General features: G+C 73.3%; 23 protein-coding genes and 1 riboswitch. Of the genes, 12 read left to right on the forward strand and 11 right to left on the reverse strand.

All coding sequences use genetic code 11. The features are described 5' to 3' along the window. Window position 1 precedes the first annotated feature (1 nt). The 3 genes from BN6_RS28835 to BN6_RS28845 all read right to left on the reverse strand — a co-directional run bounded on the left by BN6_RS28835 (window position 2) and on the right by BN6_RS28845 (window position 3,036). Complete coding sequence (locus BN6_RS28835; RefSeq protein ID WP_015103359.1) at window positions 2–1,198, reverse strand: hypothetical protein; 1,197 nt, start codon at window positions 1,196–1,198, stop codon at window positions 2–4. A gap of 42 nt (window positions 1,199–1,240) precedes the next feature. Beyond that, window positions 1,241–2,377: a hypothetical protein gene (locus BN6_RS28840; RefSeq protein ID WP_015103360.1), complete on the reverse strand. Its 1,137-nt coding sequence runs from the start codon at window positions 2,375–2,377 to the stop codon at window positions 1,241–1,243. A 215-nt stretch (window positions 2,378–2,592) separates the two neighbouring features. Then, window positions 2,593–3,036, reverse strand: a complete 444-nt coding sequence (locus BN6_RS28845) for a MarR family winged helix-turn-helix transcriptional regulator (RefSeq protein WP_015103361.1) — start codon at window positions 3,034–3,036, stop codon at window positions 2,593–2,595. A 126-nt stretch (window positions 3,037–3,162) separates the two neighbouring features. On the opposite strand from BN6_RS28845, the gene BN6_RS28850 reads away from it, so the two are divergent. After that, on the forward strand, window positions 3,163–4,554 hold the full coding sequence (locus BN6_RS28850; RefSeq protein ID WP_015103362.1) for an MFS transporter: 1,392 nt from the start codon (window positions 3,163–3,165) through the stop codon (window positions 4,552–4,554). Here BN6_RS28850 and BN6_RS28855 read toward each other — a convergent pair. Continuing rightward, on the reverse strand, window positions 4,551–5,453 hold the full coding sequence (locus tag BN6_RS28855) for an ankyrin repeat domain-containing protein (protein WP_015103363.1): 903 nt from the start codon (window positions 5,451–5,453) through the stop codon (window positions 4,551–4,553). The two genes, BN6_RS28850 and BN6_RS28855, sit on opposite strands and share 4 nt — an antisense overlap. Before the next feature lie 119 nt (window positions 5,454–5,572). Here BN6_RS28855 and BN6_RS28860 point away from each other — a divergent pair, with 119 nt between their 5' ends. Then, a complete protein-coding gene (locus BN6_RS28860) occupies window positions 5,573–5,851 on the forward strand; it encodes a hypothetical protein (protein WP_015103364.1) in 279 nt (92 codons plus the stop codon). Between the two features lie 24 nt (window positions 5,852–5,875). On the opposite strand, the gene BN6_RS28865 is transcribed toward BN6_RS28860, so the two are convergent. Beyond that, entirely contained in the window at window positions 5,876–7,258 is a 1,383-nt protein-coding gene (locus BN6_RS28865) for a carotenoid oxygenase family protein (protein WP_015103365.1), read from the reverse strand. An 81-nt stretch (window positions 7,259–7,339) separates the two neighbouring features. After that, entirely contained in the window at window positions 7,340–7,615 is a 276-nt protein-coding gene (locus tag BN6_RS28870) for a winged helix-turn-helix transcriptional regulator (protein ID WP_051076053.1), read from the reverse strand. Between the two features lie 141 nt (window positions 7,616–7,756). Between BN6_RS28870 and BN6_RS28875 the strand changes: the two genes are divergently transcribed. From BN6_RS28875 to BN6_RS28885, 3 genes are read left to right on the forward strand one after another with little or no spacing between them, the layout of a single operon-like run. Next, a complete protein-coding gene (locus BN6_RS28875) occupies window positions 7,757–8,368 on the forward strand; it encodes an NADPH-dependent F420 reductase (RefSeq protein WP_015103367.1) in 612 nt (203 codons plus the stop codon). 31 nt (window positions 8,369–8,399) lie between these two features. Then, the gene (gene pip / locus BN6_RS28880; RefSeq protein WP_015103368.1) at window positions 8,400–9,326 is read left to right on the forward strand and encodes a prolyl aminopeptidase; all 927 of its coding nucleotides are present in this window, start codon (window positions 8,400–8,402) and stop codon (window positions 9,324–9,326) included. Window positions 9,327–9,369: 43 nt separating this feature from the next. Further along, entirely contained in the window at window positions 9,370–10,191 is an 822-nt protein-coding gene (locus tag BN6_RS28885) for a toll/interleukin-1 receptor domain-containing protein (RefSeq protein ID WP_015103369.1), read from the forward strand. An 85-nt stretch (window positions 10,192–10,276) separates the two neighbouring features. On the opposite strand, the gene BN6_RS28890 is transcribed toward BN6_RS28885, so the two are convergent. Next, the gene (locus BN6_RS28890; protein ID WP_041314425.1) at window positions 10,277–10,852 is read right to left on the reverse strand and encodes a hypothetical protein; all 576 of its coding nucleotides are present in this window, start codon (window positions 10,850–10,852) and stop codon (window positions 10,277–10,279) included. Between the two features lie 306 nt (window positions 10,853–11,158). Beyond that, a complete protein-coding gene (locus BN6_RS28895; RefSeq protein ID WP_015103371.1) occupies window positions 11,159–12,415 on the reverse strand; it encodes a serine hydroxymethyltransferase in 1,257 nt (418 codons plus the stop codon). A gap of 16 nt (window positions 12,416–12,431) precedes the next feature. Then, window positions 12,432–12,518, reverse strand: a riboswitch (ZMP/ZTP riboswitch). Window positions 12,519–12,644: 126 nt separating this feature from the next. Here BN6_RS28895 and BN6_RS28900 point away from each other — a divergent pair. From BN6_RS28900 to BN6_RS28915, 4 genes are all read left to right on the forward strand, one after another. Continuing rightward, window positions 12,645–13,463 carry a hypothetical protein gene (locus BN6_RS28900; protein ID WP_041314428.1) on the forward strand — a complete coding sequence of 273 codons (819 nt, stop codon included), beginning with the start codon at window positions 12,645–12,647 and terminating at the stop codon, window positions 13,461–13,463. A gap of 15 nt (window positions 13,464–13,478) precedes the next feature. Continuing rightward, on the forward strand, window positions 13,479–14,138 hold the full coding sequence (locus BN6_RS28905) for an extensin family protein (RefSeq protein ID WP_015103373.1): 660 nt from the start codon (window positions 13,479–13,481) through the stop codon (window positions 14,136–14,138). Window positions 14,139–14,493: 355 nt separating this feature from the next. Beyond that, entirely contained in the window at window positions 14,494–14,889 is a 396-nt protein-coding gene (locus BN6_RS28910) for a hypothetical protein (RefSeq protein WP_015103374.1), read from the forward strand. Between the two features lie 179 nt (window positions 14,890–15,068). Then, the gene (locus tag BN6_RS28915; RefSeq protein WP_041314431.1) at window positions 15,069–15,920 is read left to right on the forward strand and encodes a hypothetical protein; all 852 of its coding nucleotides are present in this window, start codon (window positions 15,069–15,071) and stop codon (window positions 15,918–15,920) included. A gap of 60 nt (window positions 15,921–15,980) precedes the next feature. On the opposite strand, the gene BN6_RS28920 is transcribed toward BN6_RS28915, so the two are convergent. Both BN6_RS28920 and BN6_RS28925 read right to left on the reverse strand, forming a co-directional pair. Further along, window positions 15,981–16,448 (reverse strand): tetratricopeptide repeat protein, encoded by a 468-nt coding sequence (locus tag BN6_RS28920; RefSeq protein ID WP_015103376.1) that lies wholly within the window; start codon window positions 16,446–16,448, stop codon window positions 15,981–15,983. 102 nt (window positions 16,449–16,550) lie between these two features. Then, window positions 16,551–16,976, reverse strand: a complete 426-nt coding sequence (locus tag BN6_RS28925) for a bifunctional DNA primase/polymerase (protein WP_015103377.1) — start codon at window positions 16,974–16,976, stop codon at window positions 16,551–16,553. Window positions 16,977–17,149: 173 nt separating this feature from the next. On the opposite strand from BN6_RS28925, the gene BN6_RS28930 reads away from it, so the two are divergent. Genes BN6_RS28930 through BN6_RS28940 form a run of 3 tightly spaced genes read left to right on the forward strand, consistent with a single transcriptional unit; the run spans window position 17,150 to window position 19,251 of the window. Continuing rightward, a complete protein-coding gene (locus BN6_RS28930) occupies window positions 17,150–17,752 on the forward strand; it encodes a PadR family transcriptional regulator (RefSeq protein ID WP_015103378.1) in 603 nt (200 codons plus the stop codon). After that, entirely contained in the window at window positions 17,749–18,924 is a 1,176-nt protein-coding gene (locus BN6_RS28935; RefSeq protein WP_015103379.1) for an FAD-dependent monooxygenase, read from the forward strand. The genes BN6_RS28930 and BN6_RS28935 overlap by 4 nt, the downstream gene beginning before the upstream one ends. 36 nt (window positions 18,925–18,960) lie before the next feature. Further along, window positions 18,961–19,251, forward strand: a complete 291-nt coding sequence (locus BN6_RS28940) for a hypothetical protein (RefSeq protein WP_015103380.1) — start codon at window positions 18,961–18,963, stop codon at window positions 19,249–19,251. Window positions 19,252–19,467: 216 nt separating this feature from the next. On the opposite strand, the gene BN6_RS42575 is transcribed toward BN6_RS28940, so the two are convergent. After that, on the reverse strand, window positions 19,468–20,520 hold the full coding sequence (locus BN6_RS42575; protein ID WP_148303065.1) for a VanZ family protein: 1,053 nt from the start codon (window positions 20,518–20,520) through the stop codon (window positions 19,468–19,470). Window positions 20,521–20,522 lie beyond the last annotated feature (2 nt).

Below are 20,522 nucleotides of genomic sequence, written 5' to 3' on the forward strand. Positions count from 1 at the left end.
GTCAGGGCAGGCGCACGGTCCAGCGGAACGCGCGCGCGGGCGGCCACAGCCCCCGGTCGGTGTTGCCGACCACCACACCGGAGTTGTTGAGGCCCGTCGGCAGCGCCCCGACGTCGTCGGGAGTCGGCAGGTCGGTGAGCGTGCCCGCGCGCCAGTAGAACGTGCGGAACCCGCCGTTGACCGTGTGCCACCCGACCACGTCACCCCGGTCGTTGACGGCCACCGCCTCGCTTGCGCCGCTGGTGCCGAGGTCGACCGCCCGGCCGCCGCGCCAGAGCGCCGCTTTGCGCACGCCGTCGACAACCCGCCAGCCGACGACGTCACCGCTTTCGTTGATGGCGCTCGTATTGTCGGCAACGCCCGATTCGTCACCGGGCAGCACGGTCACCTGGTTGCCCGTCCAGACCAGCGCACGGGTGGGTGCCCCGTAGGCCGCTTGGTACGTTCCCGCGACCACGTCGGACTCGTTGAGCGCCAGGGCTTTGTGGTAGCCGGTCGGGGCGATGCCCGGCAGTCGGGTGCAGCGCGTGGCCGAACAGCGGAACGCGTAGTCGGCGCTCTTGTCGAGCAGGGTCAGCGAACCCGCTGTCGTGCCACGGTTGTTGACGAGCTTGTGCTCCACGTTGATCGCCTTGGGCAGCGGGAGGTCGGCGAACTTCCCGTTGCGCCACGCCCCCGCGCGGGTGCGGGTGTACGAGTCCTGAACGGGGTCGTCGAGGTGGTGGTAGCCCACCGGGACCACGCCGGAATCGTTGATGTCACGGGACGACAGGGTCGCCGTCGTGGGGCGCTGCGGCGTCCGCTCGACCTCCGTCCCGTTCTCCCAGGCGCTGATCGAGTAGATCAGGGCACCGGCGGACTTGAGGACCGAGAAGTTCAGCACGTCGCCGCGCCCGTTGATGCCGGTCGGGAGCACCCGACCGACCGACGTCGGCCAGGTGCCCGCGCCGTCCCAGCGCACGGAGATGGGCCGCGAGGTCGGGGAGTGCAGCGCGCCCGCCGCCTGCCCCGCCTCGTTGACCGCCCACACTGCGGCGGAGGGAAAGCCCCACCGGTGCAGTTCCTCGAACTCGACCGACACACCGGGCCCGCCGGACACCTCGGGCCCGCCTGGCACTCCGGGCTCGCCCGACGCCTCGGTGACCGGTGCGCCGACGGCCAGCACCGTGATCACGATCGGTAAGGACAACCAGCGCATGGGGGTGCTCCTCGTCCGGTTGGCGCGGCGACGCATGAGCCGTCAGGGCAGGCGTACGGTCCAGCGGAACGCGCGCGGGGGCGGCCACAGCCGCTGATCGTTGTTGCCGACCACCACGCCGGCGTTGTTCAGGCCCACCGGCTTCGCCGCGACGTCCGACGGCGTCCGCAGGTCGGTGAGCGTGCCCGCACGCCAGAGGAACACGCGAGGCGCTCCCTCCACCGTGTGCCAACCGGCGACGTCACCCCGGTCGTTGACGGCTACCGCTTCGCCCGCGCCGCTCGTGCCGAGGTCGACCGCCTGACCGCCGCGCCAGAGCACCGCTTCGCGCACGCCGTCGACAACCCGCCAGCCGACGACGTCACCGCTTTCGTTGATGGCACGCGGGTTGTCCGCGACGCCCGCATCGTCACCGGGCAGCACGGTCACCCGGTCGCCCGTCCAGAGCAGCGCACGGGTGGGGCTGTTGTGGTCCGCACGCCACGTGCCGGCCAGGGCGTCGGACTCGTTGAGCGCCAAGGCGCTGTGGACACCCGTCGAAGCGAGGCCGGGCAGTCGGGTGCAGCGGGTCGCCGAACAGCGGAACGCGTAGTCGGCGGTGCCGTCGAGCAGGGTCAGCGAACCCGCAGTGGTGCCGCGGTTGTTGACGACCTGGTGCTCCACGCCGATCGCCTGGGGCAGCGGCAGGTCGGCGAACTTCCCGTCGCGCCAGACGCCCGCGCGAGTCGTGCCGCGTCCGGTGTCCGCGAAGTGCTTGTACCCCACCGGGACGACCCCGGAGTCGTTGATGTCGCGCGAGGAGTGGGCGAACGTCGTGGGGTGCGCCGGTGTCCGTTCGACCTCCGCGCCGTTCTCCCAGGACTTGACCGAGTAGAGCAGCATGCCGCCGACCTTGCGGGTCGAGCTGTTCAGCACGTCGCCGCGGTTGTTGACGCCGGTCGGGTACGCCCGGCCGGTCGGCGTCGGCGGGGTGCCGGCACCGTCCCACCGCACGGAGGTGGCGTGCGCGTACCGGGAGTGCGCGGAGCCGACCGCCTGGCCCGACTCGTTGACCGCCGACACGATGGTGGAGGGGAAGTCCGGCAGCGTCGGCAGTTCCTCGAACCCGGCCGACGCCTCGGCGACCGGCGCACCGAAAACCAGCAACGCGCTCACGGTCGGGATGGACAACCAGCGCATCGGTGCTCCTCGTCCGGTCGGCGCGCGAGCCCTCGGGAGAACCGTAGCGACGACGCCGAGACCGCCGGTCCCACCGAGTGGTTCAACACCGCCGATCCGTTCGGCGCCGTGACCGGCCGACGACCGGCCCGACCCAGCACCATCCACAGTGGACTGTGCAGCACCTCGCGGCTGCCCACTGTGACGGGGAATTCGCGCGGTCAGCGGGCCGGCGCTCAGCGCACGCCGAGCACGCCGACCAGTGGTGCGAGTTCGGGTTCGTCGCGTGCCTGTCTCAACGCGTCGGCGAGCACCGCCTCGTGCGTGGGCAGCGCGCGTTCCAGCGCGGCGCGCCCCACGTCGGTGAGTTCGGTGTAGATCCCGCGCCGGTCGTCGGGGCACAGGTAGCGCTGGAGCAGCCCGCGCTGTTCGAGCCGGGTCACCAGCCGGGTGGTGGCCGACTGGCTGAGCACGACGGCCCGGGAGAGCTGGTTCATCCGCAGGTACCGGCCGTCGGGTTGGCGGGACAGCGCGTCGAGGACGGTGTACTCGCTGACCGACAGGTCGTGCTCGCGTTGCAGCGCGCGCTCCAAGGCGTCTTCGATGCGCGCGTGCAGCGCGGCCAAGGTGCGCCAGCCCCGCGCGCGAGCCTCGGCGGCGTCGTCGGAGATGACGGACACAGCACCACCCTCCTTGCGCACGCTTCGATGCGTGCGGCAGTATCAGGCGTGTGCAATAACCCGCGTCTGCAACTATCGCGGACGCCGGTTGAACGCGCCTGAGACCAGTCTACCGAGGGGGACGGGATGCAGATCCGGCACGAGGGGGCGGACGCGCCGCCGCGCTGGTCCGCGCGGCTGTGGGTGGCGCTGATGATCAGCAGTGGGGTGATCCTGCTCGACGGGCTGGACATCTCGATGATCACCGTGGCGATCCCGGAGATCCAGCGCGAACTGGGCATGACCGCCGCCGCCGCGCAGTGGCTGGTGGGCGGCTACGTGCTGGCCTTCGGCGGGTTCCTGCTGCTCGGCGGCCGCTGCGCCGACCTGTTCGGGCGGCGCCGGGTGCTGGTGACCGCCATGGCGGTGTTCGCGCTGGTGTCACTGCTGGGCGCGCTCGCCGACGACCCGGCGCTGCTGGTCGGGTCGCGGTTCGTGAAGGGGGTGGCGGCCGCGTTCACCGCGCCGGCCGCCATGTCGCTGCTGACCACGACGTTCCCCGAAGGCCCGCAGCGCAACCGGGCGTTCGGCATCTTCAACGTGTTCGAGGCGTCGGGCTACTCCAGCGGGCTGCTGGTCGGCGGGCTGCTCGCGGCGCTGGACTGGCGGGCCACGTTCGTGCTGCCCATCCCGATCGCCGTGCTGCTGCTGGTCGCGGCCCTGCGCTACCTGCCGCCGGACCCGCCGCGCGCGGTGCGCCCGCGCGTCGACGTCGGCGGCGCGGCGACGTTGCTCGGCGGGATGCTGCTGCTGGTGTTCACCGTGTCGTCGGCCGCCGACGTCGGGTGGGCGTCCGCGCGGACGTGGGGCGGCCTGGCCGGGGCGGCGCTGCTGCTGGCCGTGTTCGTGCGGATCGAGCGGACGGCGCGCGAACCCCTGATCCGGCTGGGCCTGCTGCGCGACCGGGGCCTGGTGGCCGCCAACCTCAGCGCGGCCCTGCTCTACGGCGGCGCGATGGGTTTCCAGTTCCTGCTGGCGCTGTACCTGCAGAACCTCAACGGGTGGCGGCCGTGGCAGATGGCCCTGGTGCTGCTGCCGGCGGGCCTGGTGGTGGTCGGGCTCGGCCCGCGCCTGGGCGCGTTGATGACCCGGTTCGGCGTGCACCGGGTGCTGCTGGTGGGGCTGCTGGCGTTCGTGCCGAGCTACCTGCTGGTGCTGGGCCTGGGCCCGGCACCGGACCTGTGGCTGCTGCTGCCCGCGTCGGTGCTGTGGGGGGTGGGGTTCGCGTTGAGCATCTCGGCCTTGATGGTCGCGGGGACCAGCGGCGTGGCGGACGCGGAACAGGGCGTGGCGGCCGGGCTGCTCAACAGCTCGTTGCAGGTCGGCGGCGCGTTCGGGCTGGCGGTCGTGACGGCGGCGATCGTGCCGGGCACGGAACTGGCGATGCTGCGCCCCGGGGTCGTGGTCATCCTGGTGTTCGCGGCCCTGACCCTGGCCGCCCAACTGCTCCGGCGGCGCGGCGGCTCCCGGGCCACCTAACCGGCGGCTCGGCCGAGCAGCGCGTCGATCTCCGGGTCGCCGGTCGGCGGGCTGTGCCGGGTGGGCGCGCCGGCGGCGAGCAGCAGCGCGACCGTGCCGGGGTAGTCGCCGTCGTCGGTGCGGTTCGCCGACGAACCCCGGATCGCGCAGTCCAACGGGGTGGGGCCGGAGGTGTCGAAGGCGCGGTCGGCGAGGTCCGCGCCGCGTGCCACGAGCAGGCGGGTCACGTCCAGCCGACCGTTCGCGGCCGCCCGCTCCAGCGGGGTGAAGTTGCTCCAGCCCGGGGTGTCGACGGCCATCCCGCTGTCCAGCAGCGCCGCCACGACCTGCGTGCGCCCCAGTGCCGCGAACTGGCCGAGGATCCACCCGTAGTCGTCGCCCGGCGGCGTGCCGAGGACCGGCGACGCGGCACGGGGCAGGGTGGTCGACCCGCCTCGGGCGACGGCGAGGACCGCCTCGTCCACGGCGTCGAGGTCGGCCACCGCGCCGCGCGCGGCCGGCAGCTCGTAGGCGGCGAGGTGGCCGCACCTCGCGGCCGGCGCCAGGGGCCGGCGGCCGACGTCCCACCGGTCCCACGGGCGGTTCACGTCCGCGCCCGCGTCGAGCAGGACGGTCAGCAGCCGCACGCCCCGGCCGCGCCCGATGGCGTGGTGCAGGCAGTGGTGGGCGTCGACGTCGACGCCGCGCTCTAGGAACCAGCGCAGGCCGGCGACGTCCTCGAAGTCGAGCTTGTGGTTGACCATTCGTTCGAAGCCCGGCCGGTACAGCGCGTCGAGGAACTCCGGGTCGCCCTGCTCGCACGCGTGGTAGAACACGTCCTCGTCCGGTTCGGCCCCCGCCGCCAACAACCGGCGCACTTCCGCCAGGTCACCGCCCTCCACCGCCGCGAGCAACGACACGGTGCACCTCCCCGCACCCGACTCACGTCACCCGGACGCGCGACCGTCCACTTGGAACACCCGAGTCCCGGCCCGCTCTAGGGTGGCGAGGCGGAAAGCTCGACGCGCGAGGGAGACCGATGGTCCGCTGCACCCACCTGTTCGGCGCGAAGCGCCGGGTGACCTTCTCACTGCCGCTGGACGGCCCGCGCGGCCCGGTGAGCGTCGTCGGGTCGTTCAACGACTGGACACCGGGCGTGCACGAGCTGCTCCCCCGCCGGGACGGCACCCGCACCGTCACGGTGATCCTCCCACCCGGCACCCACCACTTCCGCTACCTGGCCGCCGACGGCCACTGGTTCGACGAGACCGACGCGCAGCACGTGGAGGGGGACAGCGCCATCACCATCGACGGCTGACCGGCCCCGCCGTCGACGGGCCGGTCACCGCGCGGCGAACTGGCCGTGGAAGCCGAACGGGATCGCGTGCGGCACCTCGGCCCGCGCCAGTTCGGTGAACGTGGCCGCGTCCAGCACCAGCAGGCACGACCGCCCGGCCGCCGAGTCCAGCACGACCGAGAGCAGCACGCCGCCGTCCTCGTCCCGGGCGTCCGGCACGGCCACGAACACCGGCTCGCCGGGGTAGCGGCCGGGCTCGTGCCAGGTCCACGTCCGTCCACTCCGGACGTCGACCTTCACCAGCTGGTTGAGGAAGTCGTCCCGGCCGCCGCCGTGCGCGCCGACCCCGTACGCGTACCGGTAGTCGCGCCCGTTGTGCGGCCGGTAGGAGATCCGGGGCAGTTCCAGCGCCTCGTCCGCCAGCCGCCGGCTGCGCACGGCCCCGTCGGCGAGGTCGACGGTGTAGCGGGTCGGGTGGGCCAGCGGCAGGTCCGCGTTGCCGCGCACCCGGTCCAGGTAGAGCGCGTCGACCACGGACGAGTCGGGGTAGGCGCAGAGGTCGACGACGACGCGGCCGTCCTCGTCGTAGGCGTTGATGTGGTGGAAGGCGAAGAACGCGTCGGTGCGGCCGTCCGCGACGACCGAGCCGTCCTGCTGGGAGAACACCACGAACCGGGTGCCCAGCTCCGGCCGCCACCGGTAGTTCTCGATGAACGGCCTGCCGCGCAGCAGGAACGACAGCGGGTTGACCACCAGCGGGAAGATCGCCAGCACCACGTGCCGCTCGGTGATCGCGAAGCTGTGCAGGTAGCCGGGCCGGTCGGTGGCCAGGGTGGCCAGCGGTTCGCGGGTCGCGCCGCGCTGCCGGTAGAGCTGGTAGAGGCTGCGCCGGCCGAACTTGAGCACGTAGTTGACCAGGTCGCCGGTGAGCGGGGCGACGTGCGGGTGGGCGGTGGTGACCTGGCCCGCGATGGTGTCGTCGGGGTCGGTCAGGCCGACCGTGGCGAGGGTCTCGGGGTCGAACCGGACGGCGATGGGCGTCTCGGTGAGCGCCCAGTCGCGGTCGTCGCCGAGCACGACGTTGACGTTGGCGTTGACGTTGACCTCGGAGCGGGCGAACAGCCGGGCGAAGATCGATCGGCACGGGTCGGTGGCGAACTCGGCGAACGCGATCTTCCCGTTGTCCCGCAAGGACTTGAGGCTCGGCGTTTGCAGGAACCGGTTGCGGTAGGAGACCCGGCCGCCGCCGAACGCGAACCGGTGCAGCATCGCCTGGCCGTCGAACCAGTGCCGCAACGACCGGTCGCCGCTCTCGAACTTGGCCGGACCGTTGCGCACCAGCGTGCCCGACAGCCACGGCGGCAGCTCGCCGCGCACCGCCAGCTCCGCGACCACTTCGCGGTCCAGACTCGTGAACCCTGCGCGCATGACCCCTCCGGCATTGGATAACGATGTTATGAAACACCGTTATCCAATGCCCGTCAAGCCGGTGCCCCACCTCCGGGGCGCTCACCCCTCGTCGAGCGGCACCTGCCCGCCGTGCGCGAGCGCCCAGCGGCCCATGGCGTCGATCGGGCCCAGCATCGACTCGCCGAGCGCGGTCAGCGCGTACTCGACCTGCCCCGGCCGCGCGCGGCGCAGCACCAGGCCGGAGCGCTCCAGCCGGCGCACGGTCTCGGTGAGCACCTTGGGGCGGATGCCGCCGATGGTGCGACGCAGGTCGGCGGGCCGGCGGGGGCCGTCACGCAGCGCCCACACCACGACCGGGTTCCAGGTGTTGGCCATCAGGTCGAACGCCAGCCGGGCCTGGCAGTCGGCGAGAAACCGGGTCACGTCGCTCCCCCTCGGGTGGGCACCGTTCGGTGCCCGTCGCACTCCTTAGCGTCGAAACCGACCGGGATATGCCGGCGGACGGAGGGACACGGGATGCGGATCGGCGTGCTGGGCACCGGCGGGATGGCCGAGGCCCTGGGTGGCAAGTGGGCGGCGGCCGGGCACCAGGTGTTCATCGGGGGGCGGGCACCCGCGAAGGCGGTCGCGCTCGCCGAGCGGATCGGCGCGCGGGCGGGGTCCCTCGCCGAGGCGGTGGCGTTCGGGGACGTGCTGCTGGTCGCGGTGCCGGCGAGCGCGGCCGTGCGGGCGTTGGGCGACGCGGCCGGCAAGGTCGTGGTCGACTGCACCAACTCGATCGCGCCGGGGTTCCTGCTCGACGAGCCGGCGCAGGCGGCCCGGCTGGCGGCGGCCTCCGGCGGCGACGTGGTCAAGGCGTTCAACCTGTCCCCGGTCTCGGCGTGGCGCGAGCCGGAGCCGGTCTACGGGGGCACGCGGTTGGGCGTGCCGCTGTGCGGGGACTCGCCGGAGGCGCTGGCGGCCGTGCGCGAACTCGTGCGCGACGCGGGGTGCGTGCCGGTGGACGGTGGCGGGCTCGCGCGGGCGGCGTTGCTGGAGGCCGCGGCCGCGTTCGTGATCGGGGTGCTGAAGTCCGGCGGGCAGGACGTCCGGGCGATGTTCCCGACCTTGCCGGAGGCGCTAATCTGACAGCACTGTTACACCTACCGAGGGGGCGGGGATGTACCCGGAGATCGAGCCGTACGAGCGCGGGATGCTCGACGTCGGCGACGGGCACCAGGTGTACTGGGAGGTCTGCGGCAACCCGGACGGCAAGCCGGCCGTCGTGCTGCACGGCGGCCCCGGGTCGGGGTGCAGCCCCAACCAGCGCCGCTACTTCGACCCGGCGGCATACCGGATCGTGCTGTTCGACCAGCGCGGGTGCGGGCGCAGCACCCCGCACGCGAGCACGCCCGTCGTGGACCTGTCGACCAACACCACCGACCACCTGATCGCCGACCTGGAACTGCTGCGCACCACGCTCGGCATCGACCGGTGGCTGGTGTTCGCCGCGTCCTGGGGTTCGGTGCTGGGCCTGGTGTACGCCGTGCGGCACCCCGGCCGGGTCTCGGCGATGGTGCACGCCGGGGTCGCCACCGGGCAGCACGCCGAGACCGAGCTGCTGGTGAACGGGCTCGGGCCGATGTTCCCCGAGGCGCACGCCCGGTTCCGGGAAGCCGCCGGCAACCCGGCGGGCAGCCTGACCGCCGCGTACCGGGAGCTGCTCACGGACCCGGATCCGGCCGTGCACCAGGCGGCGGCGGACGCGTGGTGCGCGTGGGAGGACGCCCTGGTCCCCCTCTCACCGGACAACTCGCGCTTCGACCCGCCGTGGTATCGGCTGGCGTTCGCCCGACTGGTCGCCCACTACTGGTCCCAGGGCTCGTTCCTGCCCGACGACTACGTGTACGACAACGGCGACCGCCTGACCGGCATCCCGGGCGTGGTCGTGCAGGGCGAACTCGACCTGTCGAACCTCATCGGCACGCCGTGGCTGCTCGCCAAGGCGTGGCCGGAGGCGGAGCTGGTCATGATCCGGGACACGGCGCACGGCGGCAGTGCGAGCATGTCCGCAGCCAGGGTCGCCGCCACGGACCGGTTCCGGTGACGCGGCAGACCCCCTGGCTCCGGACTGGCGAGGGGGTTTGCCGATGTTCGAGAGGTTCACCGAGCGGGCGCAGTACGTGACCGTGTTGGCGAAGAAGGAGGCCGAACTCCTGCACCACGGCTACATCGGCACCGAGCACCTGCTCATCGGGCTGCTGCTGGAGCGCTCCGGCAGCGCCGCGCGGGTGCTGATGTCGCTGGGGCTGTCCCCGCAGCACTGCGTGCGGCACGTGGTGGACATCGTCGGCCGCGGCCGCGAGCAGGTCCGCGGCCACTTACCGTTCACGCCGCGCGCGAAACGGGCGATGGACCAGGCCGTGCGGCAGGCGACCGCGTTGGGGCACGGGCGGATCTCGACCGAGCACCTGCTGCTGGGCGTGCTGGACGAGGACGAGGGCGTGGCCGCCGAGGTGCTGGTGCGCTCGGCGGTCTCGCTGGACGACGCGCGCGAGCGGCTGCTGGCCGTGATGTCCGGCTACGAACTGCCCGCACCGCGGATCCCGGCGGCGGTCTACGTGAGCTACCTGCGGCCCGACGACCGGCACGTCGCGGGGCGGATCGCGGACTGGCTGCACCACTCGCTCGGCGGCGACCAGGTGGTGCTGGACGCGGAGGAGGCGGTGGAGGGCAGCGACGCGGTGGTGGTCGTGATCAGCCCGCAGTGGGCCCCGCACTGGCCGATGTCGCAGGAACTGGAGGTCGCGGCGGCGTGGGGGATCCGGATCGTGCCGGTGCTGGTCGACGGGGCGCGGATGCCGGCCGTGCTGCCGGAGGGCCTGGCCGCGCTGGTGGAGCCGCCCGCGATCGAGATCGGCCACGACACGTTCCGGCAGGACATGACGGCGCTGACCGAGCGGTTGCAGTGACGCGGGCGGAACACAGCGCCGGAATACGGGCCGGGATACTGGTTGGAATGCGCGGCGGGACACGGGTTGAAATGCGCGGCGGGATTCAGCGAGGACAGGTCTTCCCCGGTTCGGCCTGCCTGCGCACGGTCACCGAGTGGAGCACGCTCACCGACCTCGCCCCGAGAGCGGCCGACGTGTACTTCGCCTGGTCGTGCTGAGCGTTGGCGGCCTGGAACCCGGCGACCTGGCCGGTCGGGACCGAAAGGACGACCACCGCGAACCCGACGCAGAAATCACGGTTCTGCTCGCCGATCTTGATCGGCGATTCGGTCACCCAGGAACCGTCCGCGTTACCGATCGCCGAGCGCAGCACGTAGTAGTCCGTCCCGCTCAGGACCCCGACCACCAGGCTCCGGCCCGGCTCCGGATCCCCGGCTCCCCACACGTCGACCTCCCGCTGGACGTCCTGGCGGTCCACCGGCGAGGTGATCCGCACCGCCGGCCGCGGATCGGGGGCGGGAGTCGTGGTGATCGTCGCCGCGGTCGGGTCGGGGTCGTCGCTCGTCCTCGGGGTCGGCCCGACCACGACGACCGGGTTGGCGTCCGGCAGCAGCCCGACCTTGTCCAGCACGGTGAGCGCGGCAGCCGCCAAGCCCACCACCGACAGCACCGCGCCCACCGCCTTGCTCGATCGCGTCCACCGAGACCGCGTTCCGGCCGCACCGGACCCCGCCGAGCCCGCCTCCGACGACACCCCACCGGGTGCCGACAGTTCCGTTTCCACCTTCGTCGCCACTCGGCGAACCTATCGCCCGAAAGGCTGACCAGACAATGACACAACAGATCGAACAAACATTCTCGACGTTCTGGCGGAATTCAACGCCTCAAGGGTTTCGAGTCCGGCTGTCCACGCAGCACAGGTCCCCGCGATCGCCACCGCCGGGCGGAATTCCGCAATTCGACGGAAACCCGCCCGGCGGGGTGACTACGCCCAGCCCGGCATCGGGTGGCCGGCCATCAGCTCGGCCACCTCGGCGGCGATCCGGCCCAGCGCCGCGTCGTCGCCGGCCGCCGCGACCGCCGCCTCGATCCACGCCGCCACCTGCGGCATCTGGTCGGGGCCCAGGCCCCGGGTGGTGATCGCGGCGGTGCCCAGGCGCAGGCCCGACGGGTCGAACGGCTTGCGCGGGTCGTAGGGCACGGTGTTGTAGTTCGCCTCGATGCCGGCCCGGTCCAGCGCCTGCGCGGCCGGCTTGCCGCCGATCGCCTTGCCGGCCAGGTCGACCAGTACCAGGTGGTTGTCGGTGCCGCCGGAGACCAGGTCGAACCCGCGCTGCGCGAGCGCCGCCGCCAGCGCCTGGGCGTTGGCCACCACGTTGTGCGCGTAGGTCCGGAAGCCCGGCGCGGACGCCTCCCCCAGCGCCACCGCGATGGCCGCCGTGGTGTGGTTGTGCGGGCCGCCCTGCAACCCCGGGAACACCGCCTTGTCCACGGCCTTCGCGTGCGCGGCGTCGGAGAGGATCATCGCGCCGCGCGGTCCGCGCAACGTCTTGTGCGTCGTGGTGGTGATCACCTGCGCGTGGCCGACCGGCGACGGGTGCGCGCCGCCCGCGATCAGGCCGGCGATGTGGGCGATGTCGGCCACCAGCACGGCGTCGACCTCCGCAGCGATGGCCGCGAACGCCGGGAAGTCGATGGTGCGCGGGATCGCCGTGCCACCGCAGAAGATCACCTTCGGGCGTTCGCGCAGCGCGATCTCGCGCACCTCGTCCAGGTCCACCCGGCCGGTCTCCTTGCGCACGCCGTACTGCGCGCTGCGGAACCACTTGCCGGTCGCGGACACGGCCCAGCCGTGCGTCAGGTGGCCGCCCATGGGCAGCGCCATGCCCATCACGGTGTCGCCGGGGTTCAGGAAGGCCAGGTAGACGGCCAGGTTCGCGGGCGAGCCGGAGTACGGCTGCACGTTGGCGTGCTCGACGCCGAACAGGGCCTTGGCGCGGTCGACGGCCAGCGCCTCGACCGGGTCGACGAACTGCTGGCCCTCGTAGTACCGGCGGCCGGGGTAGCCCTCGGAGTACTTGTTGGTCAGCACCGTGCCGGTGGCCTCCAGCACCGCCCGGGACACGTAGTTCTCCGAGGCGATGAGCCGGATCTTGCCGAACTGGCGGTGCGCCTCGCCCTCGACCAGGCGGGCGATCTCCGGGTCCGCGGCGGTCAACGACGGCAGAGGGGGTTGGTGCACGACAGCCTCCAACGCGCCGTGGCACCCAGGCGCGCGGTGCAAGCCGGCTCGTCGCTCCCCGGTGGTCGATCCCACCCTCGTCACGCCAGTCGCGTACACCTTCACCCTAACCGGGCGATTCGAGACGCGGTGTTGCCGGGCCGGCCGACCACCTCCGATACTGCGTGGGAAAAGCACCAACCCCTCAGGCATCACGTCAGCCGTTTCCCCTGCCCCGAAAGGAGCTGACGTGCTCGACCGTCGAACCTTCGTCCTCGGCACCGCCCTGGCCGCCACAGCTACTGCGATCACCGGCACAGCAGCCCACGCGTCACCCCGCCTCGACAAGACCGCCGGCGCGGCCACGGCCGCCGGCAGCCCGGTCACCCTGGCCCGCCTGGACGGCCGCTGGGTGCTCGCCGACGAGACCGGCTCGGTGCGGATCACCACCGGCCTGGACAACGCCGACGTGGTGGACCTCGCCGACGACGGCACGGGCCTGATCGCGGCGGGCTCGCTCGCGGGCGACCCGGTGGCCGCGCTGTGGACCTCGCCGGACGGCGTGGCCTGGCGCGAGGTCCGCCGCCTGCACGGCACCCGCTCCGAGTTCACCGCCGCGGCCGGCGCGCTCGCGCTGGGCTCGGTGCTGCGCGGTGAACGCGCCTCGCTGGTCCGCGTCGCCGCCCGGCGCACCGCCACCGGCTGGACCACGGTCCCGGTGCGTGGCCTGGAGCTCACCGACGGCCTGTCCGCCTCGGCGCTGGCGGCCACGCCGGACGGCTGGGTGTGCGCGGCCGTCGGCACCTCCGGCACCCGGCTGCACGCCTCGCGCGACGGCGTGACGTGGACGGAACTGCCCGCGCTGCCAGGCGTCGCGGTGCGCGGCCTGACCGCCGACGCGCGGACGATCCGCTGGCACGGCAACGAGATCGCCGGTTCCACCCCGCTGACCGGCGTGCTCGGCGGCCCCGGCGGGCCGGCCGCGGTGCCCGCCGACGCGAAGGCCCTGGGCGCGACCGGGGGCCGGTTCGCCTGGCTGTCCGCCGGACGCCTGCTGACCACGAGCTGACCTCCCGGAGCGACGATGATCACCTTCAGCCAGATCGACGGCACACCGGTCTACTACTGGCGCTCCACGCGCGGCGACACCACGCCTCGCAACTGGCAGGCCACCCAGGCGTTCTACGACACCCTGGTGCTGTGGATCCGCGACCTGCGGTCCCTCAGCGCCGCGCACGGCTCGATCAGCTACCTGGTGTCGGCCGGGTTCTACGTCAACAAGCCCGGCCAGCACGGCGAGGGCACCGCGATGGACCTGGACCACGTCCGCTGGTCCGGCGGCGCGGTCTCCTCGCCGCTGGACCACGACCACGCGTCGGGCACCCTGGCGACCAGGCGGCGCTACCTGGCCGTCGACGCGGTGTGCCGCCGGCGGTTCCGGTACGTGCTGGACGGCTGGTACAACGCCGACCACGCCGACCACCTCCACTCCGACTTCGGCGGGCTCCCGGTGCGGTGCCTGAAGAGTTCGGAGGCCGACACGAAGTTCGTGCAGTCGCTGTGCAACGACTTCCTGAACTCCGGCCTGACCGTGGACGGCATCTGGGGCACGAACACGCAGAACGCGTTCACCACCGCCAAATCCCGCCTGGGCATCACCGGCGACCCGCACACCACCACCTCGGTGTGGCAGTCGTTCCTCTCGGCCGCGGCCCGGAAGGGCTTCGCGAACCAGGCGTTCTAGCCGGCACGGGCGGTCGCGCCGAACACGCGACCGCCCGACCGTTGCCGGCCGCAGGTGCCACCACTGCGGTCCCAGATCCGTTCCCCCGGCCCCGACCCGACGCCTCGGTGTTCGAACGCGCACTCCCGCGAGTCGGTCGTTGAGTACATGCCGGTGAAGGCCGGGTCTGTCGTAGTCGCCGCCGCCGCGCTGCGCCGGGACGCGGTCGACCACCTCGGTCGGTGGGTCACACGGCGGGCATCGGACGAGTGCCGCCCGAACGGATGAACCAGTGGGCCGGCGCGTATTCGCCGGTCCGCTCCGGTGACCTTTCGGTCGAGCGGGTCGACTCCGGTGAACGGGGGCTGGGAATCGGATGGATTTGCTGACCGCTATCACGTTGGGTGCGGCAGGCGGGGCCCTGGTCGAGGCGATCACGATCTTCGCCCAGGTCGAAGCGTGGCAGGAAGCCCGTCGGCGGAAGCGGTCCCGGGGCAGGGGGAAGCTGCCCACCTTCGCGACGTTCGTGGACCTGCCGGCCAGGCTGGCGGCGGGGATCACCAGGCTCGTCCTCGGCGGCGTGGCGGGAGCGGTCTTCCACGACCAGCTCGCCGGCATCGCCGCCGCCATCGCGGTCGGCGCGTCCGCGCCGGCCGTCCTGCACCAGCTCGCGGCGTTCCAGTCCGCGCGGCAGGCGGTCGAGCAGACCGCCGAACCCGGCGCGCGGACCCCGGTCGGCGAGCCGCTGGACCACCCGGAGGCGAGCCGGTGACCACTCGCCGCACGTTCGCGGCCCGTTACTGGGCCGCGCTCACCGACTCCCACCCACCGCACCAGGCACCGCACCAGGCACCGCAGCACTCAGCGCACAACCCACCGCACCACTCAGCGCACAACCCACCGCACCACTCAGCGCACCAACCACCGCGCCAGGCACCGGCCGGTGCCGGCGTGCTCGGGCGCTACCTGGCAGCCCTGGCCGGCCGGGTCGGCGGCGGCCCGGCGGCCGGGACCGCCGGGCCGGTCAGGAGGCGGTGCGCGGCGCTCGCACTGGCCGCCGCCACGGCGGTGGGCGCGCACACCTCGCCCGCCGTCCCGTTGGGCGCACCGCCCGCCCAGCACCACGACCAGCGGCCCGCGCGGGTCGTGGTGCTGGTGGACGCCTCGGACGGGGTGCCGCCGGCGGTGCTGGCGCGAGAACGGGGCGCGGCCCGGCTGATCTCCCGGCTCGGGCGGGCGACCGGCACCGCGCCGGACGTCCTGGCCTACGGGCGGTCGGCCGGGACCCGGGCCGACGGGCTGCTCCGCGCGACCGGCGTGCTGGACCGGCACGACGGGCCTCGGGTGATCTTCCTGTTCGCCGGCGTCCGGACCCGGCCGGGCACGGCGGACCTCAGCCGCGCGCTGGCCCGTGCGCGGGCCGCCGGGGTCGCCGTCTGGCCGGTCGGGTTCGGTGACGTGGACCGCGATGAGCTGGCGCGGTACGCCGAAAAGGGTCACCAGGGGCGGTGTCGTGCCGCGCCGAGCGCTTCGGTGGTGGCCGACGCGCGGGACGCGACCGTCGTAGACGTGTTCGCGCAAGCGGGGTGCCTGGGTCATGCGCGCGCACCGGTCGACGGCGGCCGGGCGTGGATCAGGGTGCCGCCGGGAGCGGAGGTCGTGGTCGTGGCGATCCCCGGCCGGGCCGGGGTCGAGCTGCACCGCGAACACCGTCCGCCGCCGGGGTACCGGGCCGTCCACCTGGGTCCGTCGGCGGACCCGGACCGATCGGAGATGACCGTCCTGTGGACGTTCCCAGGGTGAAGCGGTGTCCGGGCGTGGCGACGGTGGGCGTCCTGGGGGGCGTGGCCGGGTTCGGGGCGGTCAGTCCACCAGGGCTTTCGCGTAGTTGCCCAGCGAGCGCTGGTAGCGGGGCAGGGTCGGGGCCAGCGCCGTCAGGGCCACCGACACGGCCTCGCGCTCGCGGCCCACGTCCGCCAGCGCCAACGCCAGGAACGCGCGCACCGCGCCGTCGAGGTGGTCGGAGCCGGCGTCCTGCTCGGTGGCCAGCAGTTCCACGGCGATCTCCGGCTGTCCCAGGTTGCGCAGCGAACTGGCCATCTGGATCACCGCGCGCCGCCGGCGCTCTCCGGGCAGCCCCAGGTCCAACGCCTCCCGGTAGAGCGGGACGGCTCGGTCCGGGTGCCCCGTCGAGTCGAAGGCGGCCGCCCGCTCGAACGCGGCCACCGCTTCCGGCGCGTCGCGCACGGCGTCGTCCACCGCGACCCGGAAGTCCTCTTCGGACAGTTCGTCCTGCCGCTCCCACACCTCGGTGATCCGCTGCTCCCACATGGCCCCAGCAAAGCACAACGGCCCGAGGTCACGCCGGCGGACCGTCCGAACCGGGCGCTCCGCCGCCGGCCCGACCAAGGCGGCGACACGGGGGCGTGGCGGTCAGGCGCGGCGCGGCGAGAGTTGGCAGACCACGTCGAGCGCCTCCCGGAACGGCGGCAGCGGCCGCACGTCGGTCCGCGGTTCGCGCACCCACCGCACCGGGCCGCCCACGGTGACGCTGGGCGGCACCGGCAGGTAGCTCGGGCCGTCGACCACGAAGACGCCGGAGGGCACCGGCGGGTGCTGGACGCCCGGGTCCTCGACCAGGAACGCCCACGTCCCGTCGGGCAGCGCCAGGGTCGCCGCGACGATGCCGCGCCGGTCGAACTCCGCGTCCACCCAGCCGCCGAACCGGGCCGGTACCACCAGGCCGACGATCCCCCGGCTGGTGGGCAGGTAGACGTTCCCGTCGGCGAGCACGAGCGGCCAGCCCAGGCCGATCGCCAGTCGTTCCACGGTCGCGTGCAGCTGATCGGCGTACTTCACGGCCGCGCACCTCCCCAGTGGCTCCATGTCCTGGGGTTCGAGGGACCGTCATGATCGGTTCGCCGCTGGTCGGAGCAACTTCCGGGTGATCCTCGGGCGCCGGACACCCAAGCGGCACATAGTTGACACTGACTAGTCGAACATGAATAGTTGGTTCTGACCAAGGAGGACGGATGGCGGGCAAGCGCAAGGTGGGCAACCTGCTGGGCCTGGCCGTGCTGAGCTACCTGGTGGCGCGGCCCGCGCACCCCTACGAGCTGAGCCGGATGCTGCGCGAGCACGGGGACGCGCGCAGCATCAAGTTCACCCACGGTTCGCTGTACATGGTGGTCGGGCAGCTCGCCAAGGCCGGGTTCATCACCGAGCACGAGACCTCCCGCGACGGCCAGCGGCCCGAGCGCACCGTCTACGCGCTCACCCCGGCCGGGCGGACCGAGCTGCGGGACTGGCTGCGGGAGCTCGTGGTCGAGCCCCGGCACGAGTACCCGCACTTCGTCGCCGCGCTGTCGCTGATCGCCGCGCTGCCGCCGGCCGAGGTCGTGAACCTGCTCAACGACCGGCTGGCCCGGCTCGCCGAGCAGCGCGCCGAGATCCGAGCCCTGATCGACGGCACCGACGTGCACCCGCTCTTCCTGGTCGAAGAGGAGTACCGGCTCGCCCTGCTGGACGCCGAGGCGGCGTTCGTGGCGGGCTTCATCGCCCGGATCGAGCACCCGGACACCGGGTGGGCCCCGATGTGGGCCGAGTTCCACGACCGATCGGAGGGGACGACATGAATGCTCTGGTGATCGGCGGCGGCATAGCCGGCCCGGTGGCCGCGATGGCGCTGCGGCAGGCGGGGATCGACGCGACCGTCCACGAGGCGTACGGCCGCACCGCCGAGGGCGTGGGCGGCGGGCTGAGCATCGCGCCCAACGGGCTCAACGCGCTGGCCGTGCTCGGACTGGACGACGCGGTGCGCGCGATCGGCTCCCCCATCACGTCGATGGCGTTGCAGAGCGGGACCGGCAAGGTGCTCGGCGCGTTCGGCAGCGACCCGCCGCAGCTGCTGGTGTGGCGCGACCGGCTCTACCGGGTGCTGCGCGAGGAGGCCGAGCGGCGCGGCGTCCCGACCGAGCACGGCAAGCGGCTGGTCGGGGCGGAGAGCACCGACGACGGCGTGGTGGCCCGGTTCGCCGACGGCACCACCGCGCACGGGGACGTCCTGATCGGCGCGGACGGCATCCGGTCCACCGTGCGCGGGCTGATCGACCCGGCCGCGCCGGAACCCCGGTACGTGGGGCTGCTCGGGTTCGGCGCGACCGCCGCCCGCACCGGACTGCCCTCGACCGACGGGCGGATGTACCTGGCGTTCGGCAAGCGCGCGTTCTTCGGCTACCAGGTGCTCGACGACGGGTCCGGCGGCTGGTTCGCGAACCTGCCGTGGCGCGGCCCGATCACCGCCGCGCAGGCCCGTGCCACCAGCGCGCAGGAGTGGCTGCGCGTGCTGCGCGCCGCGTTCGCCGACGACCGGATCCCGGCGCTGGCCATGATCGACCAGGCCGCGCCGGAAGACCTGCTGGTCACCGGCCCGCTGGAGGACATCCCGTCGGTGCCGACGTGGAGCCGGGGCCGGCTGGTGCTCATCGGCGACGCCGCGCACGCCACCTCCCCCAGCTCCGGTCAGGGCGCGTCGCTGGCGGTGGAGAGCGCGGTGGAACTGGCCCGGTGCCTGCGCGACCTGCCGTACCGGGAGGCGTTCGCGGCGTACGAAGGGCTGCGACGGGAACGCGTCGAGCGGATCATCGCCGTGGCGGCCCGCACCAACCAGGACAAGGCCGCCGGCCCCGTGGCCCGCGTGCTCCGCGACCTGCTGATGCCGGTGGCCATGAAGTTCGCCAAGTCCGAGCGCTACACCTGGCAGTTCGAGCACCGCATCGACTGGGACGCATCACCGGCAAACGCGTAGCGACCGCACAGCCGGCGCACAGCGAGCGCGGTCAGCGTGGAGCACCTGACAGCCATCCACGACCGGGGACTCGCCTTCGACCTCGCGACGCTCAACCGCCGACGGGCACTCACCCTGCTGGGTGGCGCGGGCCTCGCCTCCCTGGCCGCGTGTGGCACGTCCACCACGGCCGCACCCTCGGGTCTGTCCACTCCGGACTCATTCACTTCGGAAGCCTCCGCTGCGGCGCAGTGCGGCGACCCGATCCCCGAGGACTACCTGCGCGGGGTGCAGGAGGCCGATGCCAAGGGGGTGGTGACATTCACCAGCATCTTCCCGGCGACGTGACCAACGGCTACACCGCGACCTGGACGTCGCGGTGTAGCGCCACCGTTCGCCCCGGCCGGCCGGGCATCACCCGACCCGGCCCAGCCCAGCCCACCGCGGCGCGGCGCGGGCCGGTGGCGCAGGTCTGGCGTCGATCGGCGCGGGCGGCCTGCGCAGTGCGGACGGTCTGCGCGGTGCGGACGGTCTGCGCGGTGCGGTTCGGCGTGGGTCGGGTGGTCAGTGGGAGTGGTCGGGGGTGGGGTGGGGGGTGGTGCGGGCTGCGGCTCTGGTGGTGGTGCGGGTGTGGGAGAGCAGGCCCAGGAGGCTGCGGCGGTCCCGGCGGAGCCAGGCGGCCAGGACCAGGGCCGCCGCCAGGAGCAGGACCCAGCCGAAGCTGAGCACCAGGACTGGCACCCACCAGACGACGAACCGGACCACCACCGCGTACCACGGGGCCGGACCGCCGTTCACCCGTTGCAGCGCCAGGTGGAACACGACCTGGCCGGGGGTGGCCCGGTCGGCCCGCAGCAACGGGACCACGAGCGTGTAGAAGGTCAGCGTGACCGCCGACAGGAGCGTGGTGAAGCGCGGCGACTCGGTCAGGGCCCGGGTGGTGTCGCCGGACAGCGCCAGGACCACCAGGATCGCGAACTGGGTCAGTTCGAAGACCAGCAGGTCGCCCGCGAACGCCAGCCCGCGCCGGGGCAGGCCGGGTGGTGCCAGGTCCGGGTCGTGCTCGGCGTTCGCCGGCGGCAGCAGGCGGGCCAGCGGGATCGCCAGCAGCCAGCCGACGGCGGTGCCGGTGGTGTTGGTGAGGATGTCGTCCACGTCCGCCAGCCGGTACGGGCACGGGTACAGGCCCAGCACGGCGCTGCCCTGGACGAACTCCACCGACGTCGACACCAGCACGCCCACGGCCACCGAGGTGAACAACCCCCGGCCGAACCGGTAGCGCAGCAGGAACCCCATCGGCAGGAACAGCACCACGTTGAGCAGCACCTGCCACAGCGCCGGGCTGCCGTCGCGCAGGATGTCGTCCAGCGACGCGAACAGCTGCAACTGCCACGAATCCGAGAACCGGCGGCCCGTGCAGAAGTCCGGCCCGACCACCGGCAGTGGGAACAGCGTGAACGCGACCAGGCCGCAGCCGTACAGCACCCCGGCCGCCGCGACTAACGCCGACCAGCCGCGCAGCCGGCCGAACCGGCGGTACTGGCGGTGCACCCAGGGCAGCACCGCCAGCGGCACCACCAGCGCGAACAGGATGAACGCGACGATCGACTCGGTCATCC

It is taken from the genome of Saccharothrix espanaensis DSM 44229, from assembly GCF_000328705.1.
GTDB classification, from domain to species: Bacteria; Actinomycetota; Actinomycetes; order Mycobacteriales; family Pseudonocardiaceae; genus Actinosynnema; species Actinosynnema espanaense.